We start from the raw sequence: 18853 nt of genomic DNA, 5'->3' as shown, positions 1-18853 counted from the left end.
GGACGGGATTTTTTCGCGTGAGCGTGTATAAAACGCCTTCGCCATCTTCTCGAGAGGAGTTAATCATTGAACAGAAAAGATATATTTTTTACCGGACTTATGCTTTTTGCTTTATTTTTCGGGGCAGGAAACTTAATTTTCCCTCCATTTTTAGGAATGGAAGCCGGAACATCTTTTTGGCCGGCTATCATAGGGTTTGTCATTACTGGTGTCAGTTTGCCTATTCTTTCCGTCGTCGCCATTTCATTGGCAGAAGGAGGAATTACTTCTATTGGAAACCGAGTCAACCCAGTCTTTGGGCTGGTTTTTTCGGTAGTTGTTTATTTAGCGATCGGCCCTTTTTTTGGCATTCCACGCGCGGCTAGTGTGTCGTTTGAAATGGGTGTCGCTCCATTTTTAGCTGACAGTTCAAATAATGTATTTATATTTATTTTTATGGTCATATTTTTTATTATCGTCTACTTGCTCAGTTTAAATCCTTCGAAACTTGTAGACCGGATTGGACAATGGCTTACACCCGCTTTGCTTATTTCCATCGCAGCGCTTTGTATTGCAGCTTTTATTAAATTTGACTCTCCATTATCCACACCAACAGAAAAGTATGCCTCAGCGCCGTTTACGGCTGGTTTTATCGAAGGGTACTTAACGATGGATACGATTGCGGCCCTGGCATTCGGGATTGTTGTTATGACTGCTTTCGCAAACAATGGCATACAAGATAGGGCTGTTCGAGTAAAAGCGACTGTCGCAGCAGGGATCATTGCAGGGATCGGACTCGCCGCTGTTTATATTTCTATTGCCTGGATCGGCGCGAAAATGGAGATCACCGAGGATTTTGCTAACGGCGGAGTATTACTGACAGCAGCTTCTCAAATGTTGTTCGGTGAAGGTGGGCGTGTGCTGCTCGGGACAATTGTCGCGTTGGCTTGTTTAACAACTTGCATCGGGTTAACGTCGGCATGTGCGCAGTTTTTTGCAGACAGATGGCCAGCTATTTCTTATGAAGGGTTTGTCAGAATATTAACATTAATTAGTTTTATCATTGCGAATATGGGATTGACTCAAATCATCTCGATTTCCGTTCCAATTCTTATTACGATTTATCCATTTGCCATCGTGCTTGTTTTACTCGCTTTTATTCATCCTTTCGTCAACGATTCAAAGTGGATTCATATCGGTGCGGTGTTAATGACAGCACTGTTCAGTTTGAATGATGGTTTATCTGCATTCGGATTAACTGATACAGCTCTGCATCATGCTATTTCATGGGTTCCATTTTTCTCTTCAGGACTCGGATGGGTTTTGCCGGCGATCGCTGGTGGATTGCTGGGCTTTCTTTTCGGCTCATTGAGGAAAAAACATCTTTTTAAATAAAAGTAAGAAACACAGGTGAATGTATATAAATAGACGTAAAAAAATCCGCATAGTGAAGATGCGGATTTTTTTTGAACAAGCAAGGTTGTTTTTTATTCAAGATTTAATAGTTTTTGTTTTAACTCGTTTTCCATAGAAGACAATTCTTGTTCAGCTTGCTTGCGTTTCGCGCGTCCTTCCTGCTGAATGCGCAGCGTTTCTTCAAGTGTAGAAATTAAATTCGATTGCGTTTTCTTTAACGTATCGATGTCTACAAGGCCTCGTTCATTTTCTTTGGCGGTTTCAATCGTATTCGATTTTAGCATTTCTGCATTTTTTAACAGTAAATCATTAGTTGTTTGAGATACTTGCTTTTGCGATTCCATCGCTTTTCTTTGTCTTACAAGAGTAAGAGCGATGGCCACCTGATTTTTCCATAAAGGAATGGCTGTTAAAATGGATGATTGTATTTTTTCAGCCAGTGCCTGATTCATATTCTGGATCAGGCGGATTTGAGGAGCGCTTTGAATCGTGATCTGGCGGCTCAACTTTAAATCATGCAGTCTTTTCTCTAAACGATCGGCGAATTGGATCATATCATTCACGTCTTGAAAATCCATCTGGTCACCTGATTGTTGCGCTTTGCGGCGGAGTGCAGGAATGGTTTCATGTTCGAGCTCTTCCAGCTTTAATTCGCCGGCAGCGATAAAAATATTTAATGCTTGAAAATACTCTTTATTTTTTTCATACAATTGTTCCAGCATTTGAATGTCTTCAATGAGAATTTTTTTAGAATGATCAAGCTTAATGCTGATTCGGTCAATTTGAGTGCCAACTTTTTGGTATTTTGACATGATTTCTTGAATTGAACCTGATACTTTATTGAAAAGGCGGCTGAACATATTTTTCTTTTCCGGACTCAATTCATCAGGATTGACTTGCTGCAGCTTTGCCATCAAGTCGCTTAATATGTCTCCAATCGATCCAATGTCTTTTTGTTGTACGTGGTCGAGCATGGAGTGAGAGAAGCTGGAGAGCTTCGATTGAGCGGTTGTTCCATAGCTGATGATCGACTGGTGATTCGCCGGATCAATTTGTTTCGCCAGTTCTTCGGCCTTTATGCGATGTTCATCCGGCAATACATCAATGAGTCTCTTTGGCTGCTGCTTCTTTTCAAGCGGCTGATCTGGACTCGGCTCCAGTAAATTTTCTCCGAACGGGGAAGAAAGCAAATCATCAAGTTCATGTAAATTGTCTTTCAGTAAAGTTGGTCGTTTATCGTTGTCTGCTGTCATTACGATTTTCGGCTCCCTTCTTCGCGGTCTTCTGGCAGCTCACGCTTGTTTAATGAGTGCTTGGCCACGTCGAGTTCAAATGTTAAATGTTCAATATCTTTTGCTAACACTTTGTGTAAATCTTTTTCCAACGTTTTTGTTAAGTCATCGAGCGTTTCTTTCGTTTCTAGTAAAGACTGTTTCACGGAGGCATTTTTCAACCGCTGTGTATTTAACAATGCATATTTTTCAGCCAGCTCGACAACAGAATCCAAGTGTGAATAGAAAAATGATTCCGCTTCATAAAAACGTTTCGGTTCTTTTTTCACGACAGAGAAAATTCTGCGCACGAGGCGGTTTAATTCAATCATTTGTTTTAATGAGCTGATGCTGCGGACACGGACGAACACACTTTGCAGGCGGCTTAGCTTTTTTTTCGCTTCTTTCATATTTTCGAAAATGAAGTTATATTCTTTTCTCGTTAATCCATATTTTTTATATAAACGCGCATCCGCATACTTACCGAGACCGAAGTAAACGACTGCCCCTGCGGCAACAGCTCCGGCAGACGCCAGCAAGGGAGAGAGGGCGAACTGATTCACTAAGAGCAGCCCGGACAATACAGCAACAGGGACGGTGATCAATGCGTGAAGAATAAAAAGTAAAGGGTTCTTCATCGTACTCACTCCAATTAATGTTTTCCTTGTTATACGCACGATCCGCCAAAAAGTTTCAAAAATATTAGAAGTGATCATCAATCATTTAAAAATGTTGCTTTCATTCCTACTATTAAAGAAAGCAGAGGAAAAAGTCAAATGAAAAGCAAAAACGGAGCAGCCTTTATTGAAGCTGCTCCGTTTTCTTAATTGCTTTCTGTTACTTGTTTGGAAGGATAAATCTTTTTGCTCAGCCACGTTTGTCCAATGAGGAAAAGTCCGCTCACTCCCCAGTACAGCGGCAATGCTGCTGGAGTCGTAAAAGAAAACACGAGAATCATAACGGGTGAAAGTAAACCGATGATTTTCATTTGTTGTTTTTGCTGTTCAGGCATATTCATCATCGATACGCGGAATTGAATAAAATACATCACACCGGCAATGAGTGCCATAGCTATATCCGGCTGGCCAAGTTTAAACCAGAGAAATTCAGCATGCTGAATTTCTTCAGAAATACGAATAGCGTAATACAGCCCCATCCAGATGGGCATTTGTAAAAAAATTGGCAAGCAGCCCATCGAAAAAGGATTAATATTGTGCTGCTGGTAAAGGGCCATCATTTCCTGCTGGATTTTTCGCTGCTCTTCTTGGTTTTTTGCTGCTTTTAACCGTTTTTGAATCTTATCCATTTCCGGTTTGACGATCTCCATTTTTTCTTTCATAGCTTGCTGTTTCTTCATTGTGTTCAGCATAAATGGCATTAAAATCAGCCGGACAGCAAGAGTAATGACAATAATAGCAAAACCGTAGCTGCCGAGCAGTTCACCGAGCGTGTGAATGAGTTCCACAAAAGGCCGGACGAGGTAATCGTGGAAAAAGCGGCCTTCTTGTTCAGCGGCCTGACATCCGGTCAGAAACAGAGTTGAACCAAGTAAAAAAGATAGTAATAAGGATGATTTCTTCAAAGTATAGTTCCCCCTATAAGCCGATCTGCGGCAATCAAACTGCTTCTCTTAAAAACTAAAATGAGTATACCTTAAATTTCCTCTCAATTCAAATGATCGAAAAAGTGAGAAAGACTGTTTTTACCTTGTGTATAACTAGTTTTTATGTAAACTTTATTTAAAAATAGGTTGACTTAAAAAGTGTTTATCTTTTATCCTTAAAGAGGAAGCAGAGGAAATTAGCTAAAGGGGAGAGACAAATGACAAGTTGGGACAAATTAGCGGAAAAAGTGTTAAATGGGGAAGAACTAAGTGATGAACAGGCACTGGCCGTATTAAACAGCCCGGATGACGAGCTGCTGGGACTGCTGCAGGCAGCTTATAAAGTGCGAAGCCAATATTACGGAAACAAAGTAAAACTTAATATGATTATTAACACAAAATCGGGACTTTGCCCTGAGAACTGCGGCTACTGTTCCCAGTCTATCCGTTCAACCGCACCTATTGAAAAATACCGGATGGTCGATAAGGAATCTATTTTGCAAGGAGCGAAGCGGGCCTATGAATTGCAGGCAGGTACATATTGCATCGTAGCAAGCGGACGGGGTCCAAGCAACAAAGAAATAGAGCATGTGACTGAAGCGGTCAAAGAAATTAAGGATAAATACAAGTTGAAAGTATGTGCGTGTCTTGGTCTGTTAAAACCTGAACAAGCAGCCAGACTGAAAGCTGCTGGTGTCGACCGTTACAATCACAATCTCAATACATCAGCAAGCCACCATGAACAAATTACGACAACTCATACATACAATGATAGAGTCGAAACGGTCAATATCGCTAAAGCTTCAGGAATTTCTCCTTGTTCCGGCGTCATTATTGGAATGAAAGAACAAAAAGAGGACGTCGTTTCCATGGCCCGCAGTTTAAAAGCGCTTGATGCTGATTCAATCCCGGTGAACTTCTTGCATGCCATAGACGGAACTCCGCTGGAAGGAACAGATGAGCTCGACCCGCGCTATTGTTTAAAAGTGCTTTGCTTGTTCCGCTTTATTAATCCGACGAAAGAAATCCGGATATCAGGAGGCCGGGAAGTAAATTTAGGTTCACTTCAGCCGTTAGGCCTTTATCCGGCTAACTCCATATTCGTAGGGGATTATTTAACAACAGCTGGACAAGAGACGACAGCTGATCACAAAATGATTGAAGAGATGGGTTTTGAAGTAGAGTTTGCTTCAGAAAAAGAACAACAGCCTGTTATATGATTAAAACACCCGTTCATCGAGCGGGTGTTTTGTTTATAAAATATCATTAACTTGAACGGTGAAATTCAATTGAATCACTATTCAAACTAATGATACTATTATATATATAAGTTATTTTTATACAGCTATCCATATGGAAAGGGGGGCGCTTATGAAAGAAGGATGTCTATTTTTGGCTCAACTTCTTTTTTTGTGGCTCATCTATCAGCTCGGCTTGATCATTGCAGACTTTCTTCATTTGCCTATACCCGGAAATGTTCTCGGCATGCTGATTTTATTCATTTTGCTTTCGACGAAAATCATTAAAATACAATGGATCGAAACAGGGGCCTCGTTTTTAAATAAGCATTTAGCCTTTTTCTTTGTGCCGATTGCAGTTGGCTTGATGACATATTCTCATTTATTGAAAGAAAGCGGCCTGGCTCTTGCCGTTGTGTTATTTGGCAGTTCGATGATTGGTATGGCGGTCACTGGTGGACTTGCACAATTCGTTTCCGCTAAAAGCCTGAAAAAAGAAGAGGAGGGATCTGTCGGTGAACAGCGTCACTCTCTTTAGTATTGTACTGACAATGATTGTTTATTTCATTGCCCGTCTTCTCGCTGTCCGTTTTCCTTCTCCTTTAACGACGCCTGTGTTCTTAAGTACAGCTGCTATTATTCTTATTCTAGTACTAGGCGGCATTTCTTATGAAGAATACACACCTGCAAAAGAAGTAATGACTTATTTGCTTGGCCCTGCTACTGTGGCACTGGCCGTTCCACTTTATCATAATCGCCATGTATTGTTAAAAAAGGTGGTTCCTGCGTTTGCGGGGCTGACAGCGGGCACGTTCGCTACAGTTGTATCTGCCGTCTGGCTCGTCAAAGCTTTTCATTTGTCTGAAACAATGGCTGCATCCGCCGCCGTTAAATCGGTCACCACTCCCGTAGCCATTGAAGTGGCTCTTATCATTGGCGGCGATCCGGCCTTGTCGGCCATTTTCGTCATGGTGGCCGGAATGTTCGGCGCTATGTTCGGGCCGTGGCTGTTAACGGTGATGAAAGTCACCGATCCTTTTTCGCGCGGCTTATCTATAGGTACGACAGCGCATGGAATTGGTACAGCGCAGGCAGTAGCAGAAGGCCGGCTTCAAGGGGCTGTGTCGGGAGCAGCGATGGGATTTGCCGCTATTCTTACTTCTTTTATCATGCCGTGGCTGTTTCCGCTTTTATACTAAAAAGGCACCGCTTTTTGAGCGATGCCTTTTTACATTATTTGGGGGGCGAAATAATCGTATGGTGGATAACGTTGCTAATGGAGCGGGTCTACGTCCAGCTCCAGCACCTAGCCCCTCGAGGTCAAATAACTTTTCCTCAATGAAGTCGAAAAGCGGAGCCGACTGCTCTGGGGCGACAAGCATATGACAGGCTGACGAAATGGTGTTTTTCAGCCATGCAGTCAGACTGACATATGACCTCGAGCCCCAAGGAGGCGCAGCTAGACATTGAGGAACTAACATTTCTGCCTAAGGCTGATCGAGGCGCTTTCGCATTTGTTCTTATCCAATTAAAATTCGTTCTTTCGGGAACTTGTAGCTGTCTTTGATTTCTTTGCCGCGAATAATAAAGAGCAAAGAGAATAAGCCGATCCTTCCGATAAACATCAATGTAATAAGGAGCACTTTAGCCGGCGTGCTTAAATCGGCTGTTATCCCAAGTGAAGAACCGGTTGTTCCAAATGCGGAAGACACTTCAAATATGATTTTTACGATTGGCAATTCCGGTTCTAAAAAAGAAAGGAAAATAATCGACCCGCCCCAGATGAAAAACCCTGTAGTGATGACCACGAACGAACGCCGCACATCGATGGGGTGAATTTCCCGATTAAAAATTTTGATTGTATTTTTCCCCCTCGCATAGAAATACACACTTAAGATTGCGATTGCAAAAGTCGTTGTCCGGAGCCCGCCGCCCACACTGCTTGGAGAAGCTCCGATAAACATCAAGGTAGAAATGACAAGCAGTGTAGCGACAGAAAATTCGTTCAAATCCAACGTGGTTAAGCCGGCACTGCGGGCTGCGATCGATTGGAAAGCAGAATAAAAAAAAGATTCATGCCACGTTTTATCCGCGAAAAAATGATTCTTGTCGAGCAAATAAATCAATGCGGTTCCAAGCACCGCTAAAATCGCATACACCGTCGTTGTCAGCTTCGTAAATAAGGAAAAATGGAATTTAATCGGTCCTCTGTACGTTAAATAATCTTTAATTTCCACTAATACTGGAAAGCCGATTGCTCCGAGTACAATCAGTATCATGTTAATAAATTGCACAAAATAATCATCGGCATAAATGATCAGGGATTGGCCGGTTATGTCAAAGCCGCCATTAGTCGTCGCACTCACAGACGCAAACAACCCGTGCAAAAAGGCTTCGGAAGTTGTTGGGTAAAATTGCAGAAAATACGTACTTAAAATGATGGCGCCGACTGCTTCGATTCCGAGAATAAGCAAAAATATTTCTCTCATCAGTCTAACGAGCCCAGCTAAATCAGTCCGATTTTGATCTGCCATAATCAGCTGCCGTTCCCGCATGCCGATTTTTTTTCCAACGAGCAGCCAAATGATTGAACTTAGAGTCATAATTCCGACCCCGCCAACTTGCAAAATACATAAAATAAAGACATAGCCAACCGTATTGAACGTGTCAACGAGACCGACTGGTGATAACCCAGTGACACTTAGGGCGCTGACTGCAACAAACATGGCATCAATTACAGATATATCGACTCCCGGCTTATGTGCGATCGGCAAGAGCAGCAAGCCGGTAGAAAACAGTGCCCCTATTAAATATAGCATCACGATTAATTGAAAAGTCGACAGCTTCAACGATTTCTCTTTTCTAGACTCTTTCATAACATCTACCTCTCAACTTTTCCAGCAGAATGGCTGCCCGGTATTATCATCGCCAAAAACATACCTCTTATTATATATAAAAGGTGTGCGATTTAAAATCTTTTCGCGAAAAAGAGAAAAGTCTTTAAAGCAGACAGCGATTTAATGAAAAAGTTATTTTCGTACTTTTTTCGACAATAGGTGAAACTAAATGAAATGAACTTCGTATATGTATGTATCCGTTCACTAAAGGGGGACAAGACATGCGGAAGATGTGGAAACGGATAAAATTCGTTTTTACCTTTAGAAGATCCATTCCTTTTTTAAAAGATTTCTTTTTAAGCAAGGAAGTGGCTTTAGTAAATAAAATGCTTTCTATCGGGTTAATAATCGGCTATTTCTTTCTGCCACTTGACTTGATTCCAGATTTTTTTGCCATCATTGGCTTGCTTGATGATATCGCTGTTTTTACGTTTGTTCTTCAGCAAATTGTAAAGATGGCGCCGCACTCCATGAAAGAAAAGCATAAGATGATATAAGAACTGCCCTGCAGCCAAGTACATTTGGCACAGGGCGGTTTTATTATAGAACGGCAGAAAAGACAGTTTGTAATCTCTTTGCTGCTTCAACGAGCATGTCTTCTGACTGAACGAGAGCGATGCGTACGTAGCCTTCTCCGGTCGCACCGAATGCCGAACCAGGAACCATGACAACTCCTGCTTCTTCGATACAATGAAAGGCAAACTCTTTAGACGTCCAGCCCGCTGGAATTTCGGCCCATATAAACATGCCGCCTGACGGACGATCTACTTTCCAGCCGATCTTATCAAGTTCGTTTATGAAGATGTCCCGCCGGCGCTGAAAGGTGGCTCGAACATGTCGGCCAATCTCTTCCGCATGATTAAAAGCTGTAATGGCAGCGGATTGAATAGGAGCAAAAACACCGTAATCAAGATTGGACTTTAATCGGGTAATCATCGCTATTATTTCACTGTTGCCGGCAATGTAGGCGATCCTAGCACCCGCCAAGCTGAAACTTTTTGAAAGAGAGTTAATTTCTATGCCAACTTCTTTCGCTCCGGGAACTGCTAAAAAGCTTAGAGGCTCGGAATCATCATAATAAAATTCTGAATAAGCTGCATCATGAAGGACAGCAATCTGATATTTTTTAGCGAATGCGATGACTTTTTTGAAAAATGATTCGTCCGCTTGCCCGGCGACGGGGTTGCCGGGATAGTTTAATATCATTAATCTTGCCTTTTTAGCGATGTCAGCTGGAATGGCTGTTAAATCAGGCAAAAAATGATTTTCCTTTAGGAGGGGCATATAATAGGCTTCCGCTCCAGCTACCGCAAGGCCTGTTTCGTAAGCTGTATAGCCTGGATCTGTGACAAGTACAATATCTCCGGGATCGGCAAATACGAGCGGCAAATGGACGAGCCCTTCCTGAGAACCCATGGCATGAATAATTTCTGTATTTGGATTTAAAGAAACTCCGTATACGCGGTCATAATACTTTGAAACTGCTTCATAAAATGCTTTTGTACCTGACAGAGTATAGCCATATTGAGCAGGGTCTGCAGCGAGGGCAGCCAGCTCATTGCGCACAACATCAGCCGGCGGGAGATCAGGACTGCCGAGACTTAGGTCGATTATTCTTTTTCCTTCTGCTTCTTTTTGCTGTTTAAAAGACTTTAACTCGCTGAATATAGATGGACCGAACTTGTTCATTCGCTTTGAATAGTGAAACGCCAAGATGAATTCCTCCTGTTAAACTGTATTGTATAAAAATAATTGTAGCATACAGAATAGGAAGGGAATTTAAAATGTTTCAAAAACTAAATATGGAGAAACTTACTTGTCACCGTTCTCTAGTATGTTTCCAAAATGTTCATAAAAAGCTGTGGAAAAAATTGAAATAAGAATAAAATGTTGGCTGTTTCTCTTCAAGTAAAAGCGGGAATAAGTTCTTTACGAGAAAAGGGAGGCAAGCCATGGGAAAAAATATTATGAAAAAGCGGCTATTTGCGATTATTATATTAAGTGTGTATGTTGTGACAATGCTTTTTCACGTTTACAAGCCGCTTCCAAAAAACATTTCATATGAAAGTCCCGTTTACCGGGTATCGGAAGATCAAGTGAGTTTTTATTACAATTTAACTGGAAACAAAGAAAGGAAAAAAGAATTTACCGAACAAACCTTTCAGAGAACGTTGGAAATTATCGATGAAGCTGAACAATTTATTGTATTGGACTTTTTTCTCTTCAATTCCTACCATGAAAAAAAGAAAGAGTTTCCCGAGATCTCCAAAAAACTGACAGAAGCACTCATCGACAAAAAAAGGACAAACCCCGATATTGAAATTATTTTCATTTCCGATGAAGTCAACACTTCTTACAACTCTCATTCAACACCGGAATTCGAAAAACTAAAGAAAAATGGCGTGGAAGTCATATTAACGAATGTAGAGCCTCTGCGAGATTCTATGCCGATTTATAATGCGATTTGGCGCATGTTTTTTCAATGGTTTGGTGACGAAGGAAAAGGCTGGCTGCCGAATGGACTCGTGGAAACGGCACCCGATATGACTGTCCGTTCTTATTTAAAACTGTTTAATGTGAAAGCAAATCACCGGAAAACGATTACGACAGAAAAAACAACGCTTATTAGTTCCGGTAATCCTCATGATGCAAGCGCCTATTTTGCCAATACAGCTTATGAAGTGAAAGAGGCTTTAGTCAATGATTTGCTGATTTCCGAAAAAGCAGCGGCTGATACCCGCCGTGACATCGCCTTTCCTGATCCAATAAAACAGAAAACAGGAAAGGGTGACGTGCAAGTTCAGTTGTTGACAGAAGGAAAAATACAAAAAGCGTTGAGGCAGGAAATCACAGAAGCGAAAAAAGGCGAAGAAATCTGGATTACTATGTTTTATTTAGCTGACCGTGATATAATCGATTCGTTGACTAAAGCAGCTAATAGTGGTGTTCAAATTAATATCATTTTAGATACGAATAAAAACTCGTTTGGTAAGAAAAAGACCGGTTTGCCAAATATTCCGATGAGTGAAGAACTAATCGAGGATTCCAAAGGGAAAATAAACATACGCTGGTTTGCTCCGATGCCTGAACAATTCCATACGAAAATGATGTATGTGAAGAAAAAGAACAGCGGAGTGATTATTAGCGGATCAGCCAATTACACATCAAGAAATTTAAACAATTTTAATTTAGAAACGAATGTGAAAATAAAAGGTCCTCATTCTACCAGGGCGATTAAAGAAACGGAACAGTATTTTCATAAAATGTGGAAGAACCATGGGGCAGAATATACAACTAGTTATAAAGAGCATGACGAAAAAACAGCGGGAATCAAACGAGGCGTATACACATTGCAAAAGTTGCTTCACTTAACAACTTATTAAAGCCTCAAGAAAAAGCATGCCCATTGGCATGCTTTTTCTTTTGAAAAAAATTGCTGAAATAATTTTCTCAAAAAACCATGCTATAAACAATTTCAATAATAAGGAGGAACAAACGGTTACAGTAATGAGTGATTTTAAACAAACAATGTCAGGATGAAAAAGTGCGGAGACCAACTTGGAAGGCTTCTCCTTTGCCAGTGATAACCAACAAGCGAAACAACGATTTCAAACAACTGCACAGCAAACTCAATTAGTTATTGATACGCTGCAACCGCGTGTAACTGAGGTGGAAAACGAAGAACCTCAATATAAAAACAGTTAGTTTTAAAATAACATTATGTGCAAAATTCAAAATTAAACTTTATCAAATAAAGCTGTTAGCTGACTATAAAAAATACGGCAAAAAACAGTGGGATAAAAAAAGTATTTATACACTGCAAAAACTACTTCACTTAACAACTTGTTAAAGGCTCAAGAAAAGGCATGCTTATCGGCATGTTTTTTTCTTGAAAAAATTGCTAAAATAATTTTTTTCAAAAAAACCATGCTATAAAAGACTTCAATAAAAGGAGGAACAAATGATGACAGTAATTAGTGATCTTAAACAAACAATGACCGGCTTAAAAAGCGCGCAGGCAAGTCTGGAAGGTTTTAGTCTCGCTACAGACAACGAAAAAGCAAAGCAGCTATTCCAAACAGCTGCACAGCAAACTCAATTAGTTATTGATACGCTGCAACCGCGTGTAACTGAAGTGGAAAACGAAGAACCTCAATATAAAAACAGTTAAGTTTAAAATAACACTATGTGCAAAATTCAAAAGGAAATAAATATTAAATAAAGCTGCTGGAGGTGAAAGCATGGAGAAACAGCGGACATGGATTTTTGAAAATAAGCCGGTCATTATTTCCACCGGAGTAGTTGGAGGTCCATTTGAAGGCAACGGTCGCATAGCGGATGATTTTGACGTTTTGCACGGTGATCTTTGGCTAGAGCAAGAATCGTATGAAAAGGCCCATAGAAAACTTGTAGAAGAAGCAACGATGAGAGCAGTGGAAAAAGCGAGGCTGAAAAAGCAGGATATTGAATTTTTCCTTGGCGGTGATTTGATCAATCAAATTACGCCAACGAGCTTTGCTGCCAGGTCACTTGCCATACCTTACCTCGGATTATTTGGAGCCTGCTCTACATCAATGGAAGGGCTCGCACTTAGTTCGCTGCTTATTAATAGCAAAATGGCTAACTTCGTGTTAACTGCTGCGTCAAGCCACAATGCGGCAGTTGAAAAGCAGTTCAGATATCCCACAGAATATGGTGGTCAGAAACCGCCAACAGCTCAGTGGACGGTGACAGGCGCCGGCGCAGCGGTCGTTGCTCAAGCAGGAGATGGCCCTTATGTTTTGTCAGCCACTATTGGAAAAGTGATTGACATGGGATTGACAGATCCGTTTAACATGGGAGGGGCCATGGCTCCGGCAGCAGCCGATACGATAATAGCTCATTTAACTTCATTGAAGCTAGAGCCGTCTCATTACGATTTAATCGTCACGGGAGATTTAGGATCAATCGGCCGCAGCATCGCCCTTGAGTTAATTCAAAAGAGGGGCATTCCGTTAGCTGACAGCCAGTTTCAAGATTGCGGACTAATGATTTACAAAGACAGCCAGCCTGTTTTTGCAGGAGCGAGCGGTGCCGGCTGTTCAGCGGTAGTTGGCTATGGGCATTTGCTAAACCGCATGAAAAAAGGGGAGCTAAAAAGAATACTGTTAGTGGCGACCGGCGCTTTGCTGTCTCCGCTTTCCTTCCAGCAAAATGAATCCATTCCCTGCATTGCCCATGCAGTTGCTATTGAATATAAACATTAAAAGGAGAAAACGATGACAGTTGCATCTGATGTAAAAACGTGCACAGCTGGGTTAAAGCATGCGGAAGCTGTATTTTCAAAAATGGCGCTGTTATCCAGCGATCCAGATGCTCAGCAACTTTTCCATGAAAGCATGCTTACCATTCATGAAGTAATTGAACAAATGAACAAACGAATTTTCGAGCTGGAAAATGAAGAACCACAATATGAAGGGTTTTAACTAGGGGGGCGAACACATGGCTCAATGGCTGGAAGTAATGCTCCGTTCCGTTTCTTTTCTGCTTATATTATTCATCATTACGAAAATAATTGGCAAAAGGCAAATTTCACAGCTGTCCTTTTTCGAATATATTGCAGGTATCACCATCGGCAGCATTGCCGCCGAAGTGTCCATGGCTAGAGACCGCCCCATTTTAGATGCGTTTGTCGCTATTATAGTATGGGGTCTCGTGCCGCTCTTGGCTGGTTATATCGCGCTGAAAAGTAAATCATTTCGCGGGATAGTGGAAGGCAATGGAGCGGTATTCATCAAAGACGGGAAAATTTTTGAAGAAAATTTGAAAAAAGAAAAGTATACGATTGATGAAATGTTATCCTTGCTTCGTAAAAAAGGTATTTTTTCTGTTCAAGATGTGGAATATGCCATACTTGAACAAGATGGCAGTTTAAATACTTTGTTGAAAAAAGATAAACGACCGCTGACGAGAAGTGACCTGCAACTTATGCCGATCAATGAAAAAGAACCGCATACGATCATTATGGATGGGCGCCTGTTGGTAGACGCGCTTTCTAAAAGTGGGAAAACGAAAGAATGGCTCAATGAAGAATTAGAAGTGGCAGGCGTAACGATCGAAAATGTATTTTTGGGTCAAGTGAACTCATATGGAGAATTGTACGTAGATTTATATGATGACCAACTACAGCCAGCTGCTCCGCAGGAAAGACCGCTGCTGTTGGCCAACTTAAAAAAGTTTGCAGCCGATATGGAGGCTTTCGCTTTATCGACGGACTGCCAAGAAACGAAAAAGATGTACGAAAAAAACGCGGCAGATATCAACAAAGTAATCCAACAAGCAAAACCATATTTATTAAACTGAGGGACATCGCAATCGATGTCTTTTATTTTAAGTTACATACTGTGCAAAATTCAAAATCAACATATAACTAGTGATTTACTTATGTTTTTGTTAAAATAAATATAAAGACTATAACCAAGCAGCTAAACAAAGAAGAGGTGAGAGTTTTGGCAAGAGGTGAGGGGAAATTTTTGATTAAACAACGAGCATTTTTAAAACTTTTTATGATTCGTTTCGTCGAAGAAAATAAGCTGTATGGCATGCAGGCTATGGATGAATTAAAAATGACGTTTAAACAATTCGGCTATGAACCAAACCATTCAGAAATTTATCGGTCTCTTCATGAACTGATTGATGACGGTATTTTAAAGAGACATAAAAAGCTGCAGGAAGGCGCAAAATATAAAGAAGTCGTTATCTATCAATTTGATGACTATGAAAAAGCCAAGCTCTATAAAAAACAAGTGAAGACGGATCTTGACCGAAGTATGGGTCTGCTAAGAAAAGCTCTGGAGGATGTGTATTAAACAACTTCACGGGTTGAAGGTAGAAAAAAGAGAAAAGGGTGATGTAATGGGGTTGTTTGACGGTTTGATTGGCAATGCGACAGAAGCAAATATTGAGAAAGTCGAAAAAACACTTGAACAAATTCTTTCTGAAGGAGAGAAAATTGAAAAAGCTTTTCAGATTTTAAGAGACTTAATCGTGTTCAGCAATAGACGGCTCATTTTTATTGATAAGCAAGGCGTCACCGGGAAACGAATTGAGTACCACTCTGTTCCATACCGCAGCATCACTCATTTCAGTGTACAAACTGCCGGCACATTCGATTTGGAAGCTGAGTTGTTAATTTGGATTTCAGGAAGGGAAAATCCGATTGCCAAGCAGTTTCGAAAAGACGACAGCATATTTGATGTACAGCGGGCGCTTGCCGCCTATATTTTGTGACGTGATTTCTCAAGATTTGCAGAAGCTTTGACTATATGCAGACATCATCTATATTATTTTTGTTTATTATTGGAATATAGAGAAAACTCCATATCAAAGTGGAGATAAAATTCAGCCGAAATATGATGAACGAATATCCATCTTGTAAACTTTAGCTGCAGGATGGATATTTTGGGTTTTCAAAATCCCCCAAAAATTTTATTAATATATTGCATAAAGCTATTCAAAAACACATTCTAGAAATTCAGTTTTAAAATCAGACATCAATAAAAGCCGGTTTCTTCATTCATAGAGGGAACCGGCTTTTATGTTCATTCAGACTTTCTTGAATAAAATTCATCAATGGCACGGAGCCAGTTTTCCCGCATAATGGCGGAAACGCTCCTAGCGTCGCATTCTTTCATTAATCTAATAATTGCAGTATGCTCATCTATCGATTTTTCTGTTAAGACAATCGAATTATGGAAAAATAATCTTCTAACGTGTGCTTGCAGTGCTGCAACCATCGTAAGAATATACGGATTTTTCGCGGTGTCGACGATGATTTGATGAAATTCTTCATCAATTTTCAGTGCAGAAAAATAATTTTCTAAGCGGACTGCTTCAGCAAATCGCTCATTCGTACTTTCGAGCAATGAAATAACCTCTTTCGTTAAATAGGGAATGGCCAGTTCGGCGGAAAGCGCCTGCAACGCGGCAAGTGGAGGAAGGAGATCATTAATAGATTCCTTTTCTACTTCGGTCACTTGAGTAGCTTTTCCTGGATACATCTTTACGAAGCCCTGTGCTTCAAGCAATTGCAACGACTCACGAACTGGTGTCCTGCTAACGCCTAACGCTTTGGCAAGTTCCGTATCGTTCAGTTTTTCACCCGGATGTAATGTCCCGTCTATAATCCATTGCTGAAGTTGGTTGAATGCACTTTCTTTTGCAGATGTACGTATCGGTTTCGAATGATTAGTAGGTACCGGCATTACAATTCACCACCCTGTACTCATTTTGTGTAACTCTTTTATAGTACATTATAAAGGATAAGGAATTCCAATAGTAAATACAATATATTGTACACTGAAATTATGAAGGAACACACTATCCTTTGACAAATAATTGCGTCACACATTGATAATATAAAAACAATCTTGAATTTCCCCTTAGCATAGAAAAATCAAGGTTTCACCTTCGAAAATATATCTTAGTTTATACTATTTGCATTTGTCGGCCAGTCTCCTGCAGCCGTAAAAAGAATACCAGATGACCGGCATTCTTTTTTTGCAAAATTCCAAAAAAATCTTGTTTTTCCTCTTTCATTATGGATATAATTAACAACATAAGTGCAAAGTATTTCTCAACCGCGCGTTCATGAACTGGTCAGCTTTCACATTAACTTCCAAGAGGCAGAAGCATATGATGCTTTCTGAAGGGAGGTGAGACCAGATGACGATCAACTTAATATTTGTCATTATCACCATTAAAAAGCGTAAAAAAAGTGTGGAAGATTATTTTCATAACGAGCGTGTTAAAAAAATGTATGAAGAAATGCACATGAAACAGCAAGAACACTTGAGAAACTTTTTCTAAAAAAAATGAATTCGAAAGGGGAATGTTTTATGATTTTCTTATTGCCAACCGAAGTGAAATTACTGAATGCACTCTTTGTTTTGAAGGACTCTGCCTAGTGAAGCCGACTAGGAATAGGAATAAATGAATGTAACAGTCATTGGACCTGCCCCCGCAAACTTTTAATGAGCGGGGGCTTTTGCTTACATATTGCTCTTATTACTTGCTATTTTAAAAGACCTTGCCCGTCATGCATAAAACAAAATAGCTTACATATTACTTTTGAATGGGAATGAAAATTACATGTCAAACACAGCAAAAAAGGCAGAATTGCGGCAGGCTACCACCTACAGCATCTTATTTGCCATTAGTGCCGGTCACTTTATTAATGATTCTATCCAATCTGTTGTCCCAGCGATGTTTCCAATCATTGAACGTTCTCTCGATTTATCTTATGCGCAGCTTGGCTGGATCGCTTTCGTTTTAAATATGACATCATCAGTTATGCAACCCGTATTTGGGGCAGCAGCGGATCGGAAACCGCAGCCTTACTTACTGCCCGTTGGAATGGGCCTATCTATGATCGGTGTGATCGCTTTTGGATTGTCACCCAGTTTTTCCTTTCTGCTGCTTGCGGTTTTATTTATTGGTTTAGGATCCGCCGTCTTTCATCCGGAAGGGTCAAGGGTTGCCTTTATGGCAGCCGGGCAAAAGCGAGGCCTTGCCCAGTCTATTTATCAAATGGGCGGGAACGGAGGACAATCTCTTGCGCCAATCTTTACGGCATTTATTTTCGTACCTCTTGGTCAAAAAGGATCCTTGCTGTTTGCCGCGGTTACTGCGGGCGGCGCCATATTACTTACAAAAGTATCTGCCTGGTATAAACAAAGACTGTCTATTCAATCAGCAAGAAAAAAACAACTTACAGCTTCCGGCAAAAACAAATTGCATGCACGAGTCAAATGGGCGATGATACTATTAATCTTTTTTGTTTTTGCACGCTCCTGGTATGCAGCAGCAATAACAAATTTTTATCAGTTTTATTTAATTGAAGATTACGGACTATCGATCAAACAAGCGCAATTATATTTATTTGTATACTTAGCTGCCGGTGTCGCAGGTACGTTTCTCGGAGGACCGCTTGCTGACCGCTTTGGACGGAAAAACCTGCTCGTCTTTTCAATGCTGGGAGCAGCACCACTTGCGGCCATTCTGCCATACGTTCCTCTCGCTGCCGTCCTTCCGCTCTTTTTGTTGATCGGTTTTATCTTGCTGTCGAGCTTTAGTGTAGCAGTGGTGTACGCTCAAGAACTGCTTCCTAATAAGGTCGGAATGGCATCCGGCTTAATTGTCGGCCTGGCATTTGGAATGGGGGCCATTGGCTCCGTTGTTCTTGGTGTACTCGCAGACAGCATCGGCTTGAAATTTATTATGATTCTTGCAAGCTTGCTGCCACTTCTCGGTATCAGCGCGCTTTGGCTCCCGGGCGATCAAAAAGTTCGTGAATTGCAAACAAAAAACGAATAGAGCTTGAAATCGACTTTTTTTATGGGGTGAAACTTTTTTAGCGTTGTAAATCCGCATTTTCCTGACCCTGCCCCAGATAGATCGAATATGCTACGA

At 40.8% G+C, this 18853-nt stretch carries 20 protein-coding genes and 1 pseudogene; 15 read left to right on the top strand and 6 right to left on the bottom strand.

The genetic code is table 11. The features are described 5' to 3' along the window. The first annotated feature begins 66 nt into the window (after positions 1–66). Positions 67–1374 carry a branched-chain amino acid transport system II carrier protein gene (gene brnQ / locus F9802_RS11770; RefSeq protein ID WP_152152158.1) on the top strand — a complete coding sequence of 436 codons (1308 nt, stop codon included), beginning with the start codon at positions 67–69 and terminating at the stop codon, positions 1372–1374. Between the two features lie 92 nt (positions 1375–1466). On the opposite strand, the gene F9802_RS11765 is transcribed toward brnQ, so the two are convergent. The 3 genes from F9802_RS11765 to yidC form a co-directional block, all read right to left on the bottom strand. Beyond that, positions 1467–2648: a toxic anion resistance protein gene (locus tag F9802_RS11765; RefSeq protein ID WP_152152155.1), complete on the bottom strand. Its 1182-nt coding sequence runs from the start codon at positions 2646–2648 to the stop codon at positions 1467–1469. Beyond that, positions 2648–3304, bottom strand: coding sequence for a 5-bromo-4-chloroindolyl phosphate hydrolysis family protein (locus tag F9802_RS11760; RefSeq protein WP_152152153.1), 657 nt, complete (start codon positions 3302–3304; stop codon positions 2648–2650). Before F9802_RS11760 ends, F9802_RS11765 begins: the two co-directional genes overlap by 1 nt. Before the next feature lie 185 nt (positions 3305–3489). After that, entirely contained in the window at positions 3490–4248 is a 759-nt protein-coding gene (gene yidC, locus F9802_RS11755) for a membrane protein insertase YidC (protein ID WP_152152151.1), read from the bottom strand. A 239-nt stretch (positions 4249–4487) separates the two neighbouring features. Between yidC and bioB the strand changes: the two genes are divergently transcribed. From bioB to F9802_RS11740, 3 genes are all read left to right on the top strand, one after another. Next, positions 4488–5489, top strand: coding sequence for a biotin synthase BioB (gene bioB / locus F9802_RS11750; RefSeq protein ID WP_152152149.1), 1002 nt, complete (start codon positions 4488–4490; stop codon positions 5487–5489). Between the two features lie 151 nt (positions 5490–5640). After that, entirely contained in the window at positions 5641–6045 is a 405-nt protein-coding gene (locus F9802_RS11745; RefSeq protein WP_152152147.1) for a CidA/LrgA family protein, read from the top strand. Positions 6046–6058: 13 nt separating this feature from the next. Then, positions 6059–6706: an LrgB family protein gene (locus tag F9802_RS11740; RefSeq protein WP_152152287.1), complete on the top strand. Its 648-nt coding sequence runs from the start codon at positions 6059–6061 to the stop codon at positions 6704–6706. A gap of 321 nt (positions 6707–7027) precedes the next feature. Here the strand turns inward: F9802_RS11740 and F9802_RS11735 are convergent, their stop codons facing one another. Next, positions 7028–8383 carry a TrkH family potassium uptake protein gene (locus F9802_RS11735; protein ID WP_152152145.1) on the bottom strand — a complete coding sequence of 452 codons (1356 nt, stop codon included), beginning with the start codon at positions 8381–8383 and terminating at the stop codon, positions 7028–7030. A gap of 242 nt (positions 8384–8625) precedes the next feature. Between F9802_RS11735 and F9802_RS11730 the strand changes: the two genes are divergently transcribed. Beyond that, a complete protein-coding gene (locus F9802_RS11730; protein WP_152152143.1) occupies positions 8626–8901 on the top strand; it encodes a YkvA family protein in 276 nt (91 codons plus the stop codon). Between the two features lie 43 nt (positions 8902–8944). Here F9802_RS11730 and F9802_RS11725 read toward each other — a convergent pair whose 3' ends face one another. Beyond that, complete coding sequence (locus tag F9802_RS11725) at positions 8945–10117, bottom strand: LL-diaminopimelate aminotransferase (protein ID WP_225435314.1); 1173 nt, start codon at positions 10115–10117, stop codon at positions 8945–8947. Between the two features lie 239 nt (positions 10118–10356). On the opposite strand from F9802_RS11725, the gene F9802_RS11720 reads away from it, so the two are divergent. The 8 genes and pseudogenes from F9802_RS11720 (at position 10357) to F9802_RS11685 (ending at position 15673) form a co-directional block, all read left to right on the top strand. Further along, on the top strand, positions 10357–11787 hold the full coding sequence (locus F9802_RS11720) for a phospholipase D family protein (RefSeq protein WP_152152141.1): 1431 nt from the start codon (positions 10357–10359) through the stop codon (positions 11785–11787). 124 nt (positions 11788–11911) lie between these two features. Then, positions 11912–12109: pseudogene (locus tag F9802_RS11715) on the top strand (DUF1657 domain-containing protein). Between the two features lie 259 nt (positions 12110–12368). Next, the gene (locus F9802_RS11710; RefSeq protein ID WP_152152283.1) at positions 12369–12575 is read left to right on the top strand and encodes a DUF1657 domain-containing protein; all 207 of its coding nucleotides are present in this window, start codon (positions 12369–12371) and stop codon (positions 12573–12575) included. Positions 12576–12645: 70 nt separating this feature from the next. Then, on the top strand, positions 12646–13650 hold the full coding sequence (gene spoVAD, locus F9802_RS11705; RefSeq protein WP_152152139.1) for a stage V sporulation protein AD: 1005 nt from the start codon (positions 12646–12648) through the stop codon (positions 13648–13650). A 12-nt stretch (positions 13651–13662) separates the two neighbouring features. After that, positions 13663–13869, top strand: a complete 207-nt coding sequence (locus F9802_RS11700; protein WP_152152137.1) for a DUF1657 domain-containing protein — start codon at positions 13663–13665, stop codon at positions 13867–13869. A 16-nt stretch (positions 13870–13885) separates the two neighbouring features. Beyond that, positions 13886–14746: a DUF421 domain-containing protein gene (locus F9802_RS11695; RefSeq protein ID WP_152152135.1), complete on the top strand. Its 861-nt coding sequence runs from the start codon at positions 13886–13888 to the stop codon at positions 14744–14746. A 203-nt stretch (positions 14747–14949) separates the two neighbouring features. Then, positions 14950–15252 (top strand): helix-turn-helix domain-containing protein, encoded by a 303-nt coding sequence (locus tag F9802_RS11690; RefSeq protein ID WP_263862305.1) that lies wholly within the window; start codon positions 14950–14952, stop codon positions 15250–15252. Positions 15253–15298: 46 nt separating this feature from the next. Continuing rightward, on the top strand, positions 15299–15673 hold the full coding sequence (locus F9802_RS11685; RefSeq protein ID WP_152152281.1) for a PH domain-containing protein: 375 nt from the start codon (positions 15299–15301) through the stop codon (positions 15671–15673). A 311-nt stretch (positions 15674–15984) separates the two neighbouring features. On the opposite strand, the gene F9802_RS11680 is transcribed toward F9802_RS11685, so the two are convergent. Then, a complete protein-coding gene (locus tag F9802_RS11680; RefSeq protein ID WP_152152131.1) occupies positions 15985–16647 on the bottom strand; it encodes a GntR family transcriptional regulator in 663 nt (220 codons plus the stop codon). Positions 16648–17107: 460 nt separating this feature from the next. Between F9802_RS11680 and F9802_RS11675 the strand changes: the two genes are divergently transcribed. Together F9802_RS11675 and F9802_RS11670 are read left to right on the top strand one after the other, a co-directional pair. Further along, on the top strand, positions 17108–17251 hold the full coding sequence (locus F9802_RS11675; RefSeq protein ID WP_152152129.1) for a YrzI family small protein: 144 nt from the start codon (positions 17108–17110) through the stop codon (positions 17249–17251). A 282-nt stretch (positions 17252–17533) separates the two neighbouring features. Then, the gene (locus F9802_RS11670) at positions 17534–18757 is read left to right on the top strand and encodes an MFS transporter (protein WP_152152126.1); all 1224 of its coding nucleotides are present in this window, start codon (positions 17534–17536) and stop codon (positions 18755–18757) included. The last annotated feature ends 96 nt before the right edge of the window (positions 18758–18853 follow it).

Origin of the sequence: Bacillus aerolatus, assembly GCF_009183655.1 — a bacterium.
In the GTDB taxonomy this organism is placed as follows: Bacteria; Bacillota; Bacilli; order Bacillales; family Domibacillaceae; genus Pseudobacillus; species Pseudobacillus aerolatus.
This window is presented reverse-complemented; position numbering and strand designations above follow the sequence as displayed.

What these genes read in the sequence shown, in the direction of transcription:
- F9802_RS11740 (WP_152152287.1), top strand. Translation starts at nt 6,059, where the DNA reads ATGATTGTTTATTTCATTGCCCGTCTTCTCGCTGTCCGTTTTCCTTCT.
- F9802_RS11730 (WP_152152143.1), top strand. Translation starts at nt 8,626, where the DNA reads ATGCGGAAGATGTGGAAACGGATAAAATTCGTTTTTACCTTTAGAAGA.
- F9802_RS11685 (WP_152152281.1), top strand. Translation starts at nt 15,299, where the DNA reads ATGGGGTTGTTTGACGGTTTGATTGGCAATGCGACAGAAGCAAATATT.
- F9802_RS11700 (WP_152152137.1), top strand. Translation starts at nt 13,663, where the DNA reads ATGACAGTTGCATCTGATGTAAAAACGTGCACAGCTGGGTTAAAGCAT.
- F9802_RS11745 (WP_152152147.1), top strand. Translation starts at nt 5,641, where the DNA reads ATGAAAGAAGGATGTCTATTTTTGGCTCAACTTCTTTTTTTGTGGCTC.
- bioB (WP_152152149.1), top strand. Translation starts at nt 4,488, where the DNA reads ATGACAAGTTGGGACAAATTAGCGGAAAAAGTGTTAAATGGGGAAGAA.
- F9802_RS11760 (WP_152152153.1), bottom strand. Translation starts at nt 3,304, where the DNA reads ATGAAGAACCCTTTACTTTTTATTCTTCACGCATTGATCACCGTCCCT.
- F9802_RS11690 (WP_263862305.1), top strand. Translation starts at nt 14,950, where the DNA reads ATGATTCGTTTCGTCGAAGAAAATAAGCTGTATGGCATGCAGGCTATG.
- F9802_RS11720 (WP_152152141.1), top strand. Translation starts at nt 10,357, where the DNA reads ATGGGAAAAAATATTATGAAAAAGCGGCTATTTGCGATTATTATATTA.
- F9802_RS11680 (WP_152152131.1), bottom strand. Translation starts at nt 16,647, where the DNA reads ATGCCGGTACCTACTAATCATTCGAAACCGATACGTACATCTGCAAAA.
- F9802_RS11670 (WP_152152126.1), top strand. Translation starts at nt 17,534, where the DNA reads ATGTCAAACACAGCAAAAAAGGCAGAATTGCGGCAGGCTACCACCTAC.
- F9802_RS11765 (WP_152152155.1), bottom strand. Translation starts at nt 2,648, where the DNA reads ATGACAGCAGACAACGATAAACGACCAACTTTACTGAAAGACAATTTA.
- F9802_RS11735 (WP_152152145.1), bottom strand. Translation starts at nt 8,383, where the DNA reads ATGAAAGAGTCTAGAAAAGAGAAATCGTTGAAGCTGTCGACTTTTCAA.
- spoVAD (WP_152152139.1), top strand. Translation starts at nt 12,646, where the DNA reads ATGGAGAAACAGCGGACATGGATTTTTGAAAATAAGCCGGTCATTATT.
- F9802_RS11710 (WP_152152283.1), top strand. Translation starts at nt 12,369, where the DNA reads ATGACAGTAATTAGTGATCTTAAACAAACAATGACCGGCTTAAAAAGC.
- F9802_RS11675 (WP_152152129.1), top strand. Translation starts at nt 17,108, where the DNA reads ATGACGATCAACTTAATATTTGTCATTATCACCATTAAAAAGCGTAAA.
- F9802_RS11695 (WP_152152135.1), top strand. Translation starts at nt 13,886, where the DNA reads ATGGCTCAATGGCTGGAAGTAATGCTCCGTTCCGTTTCTTTTCTGCTT.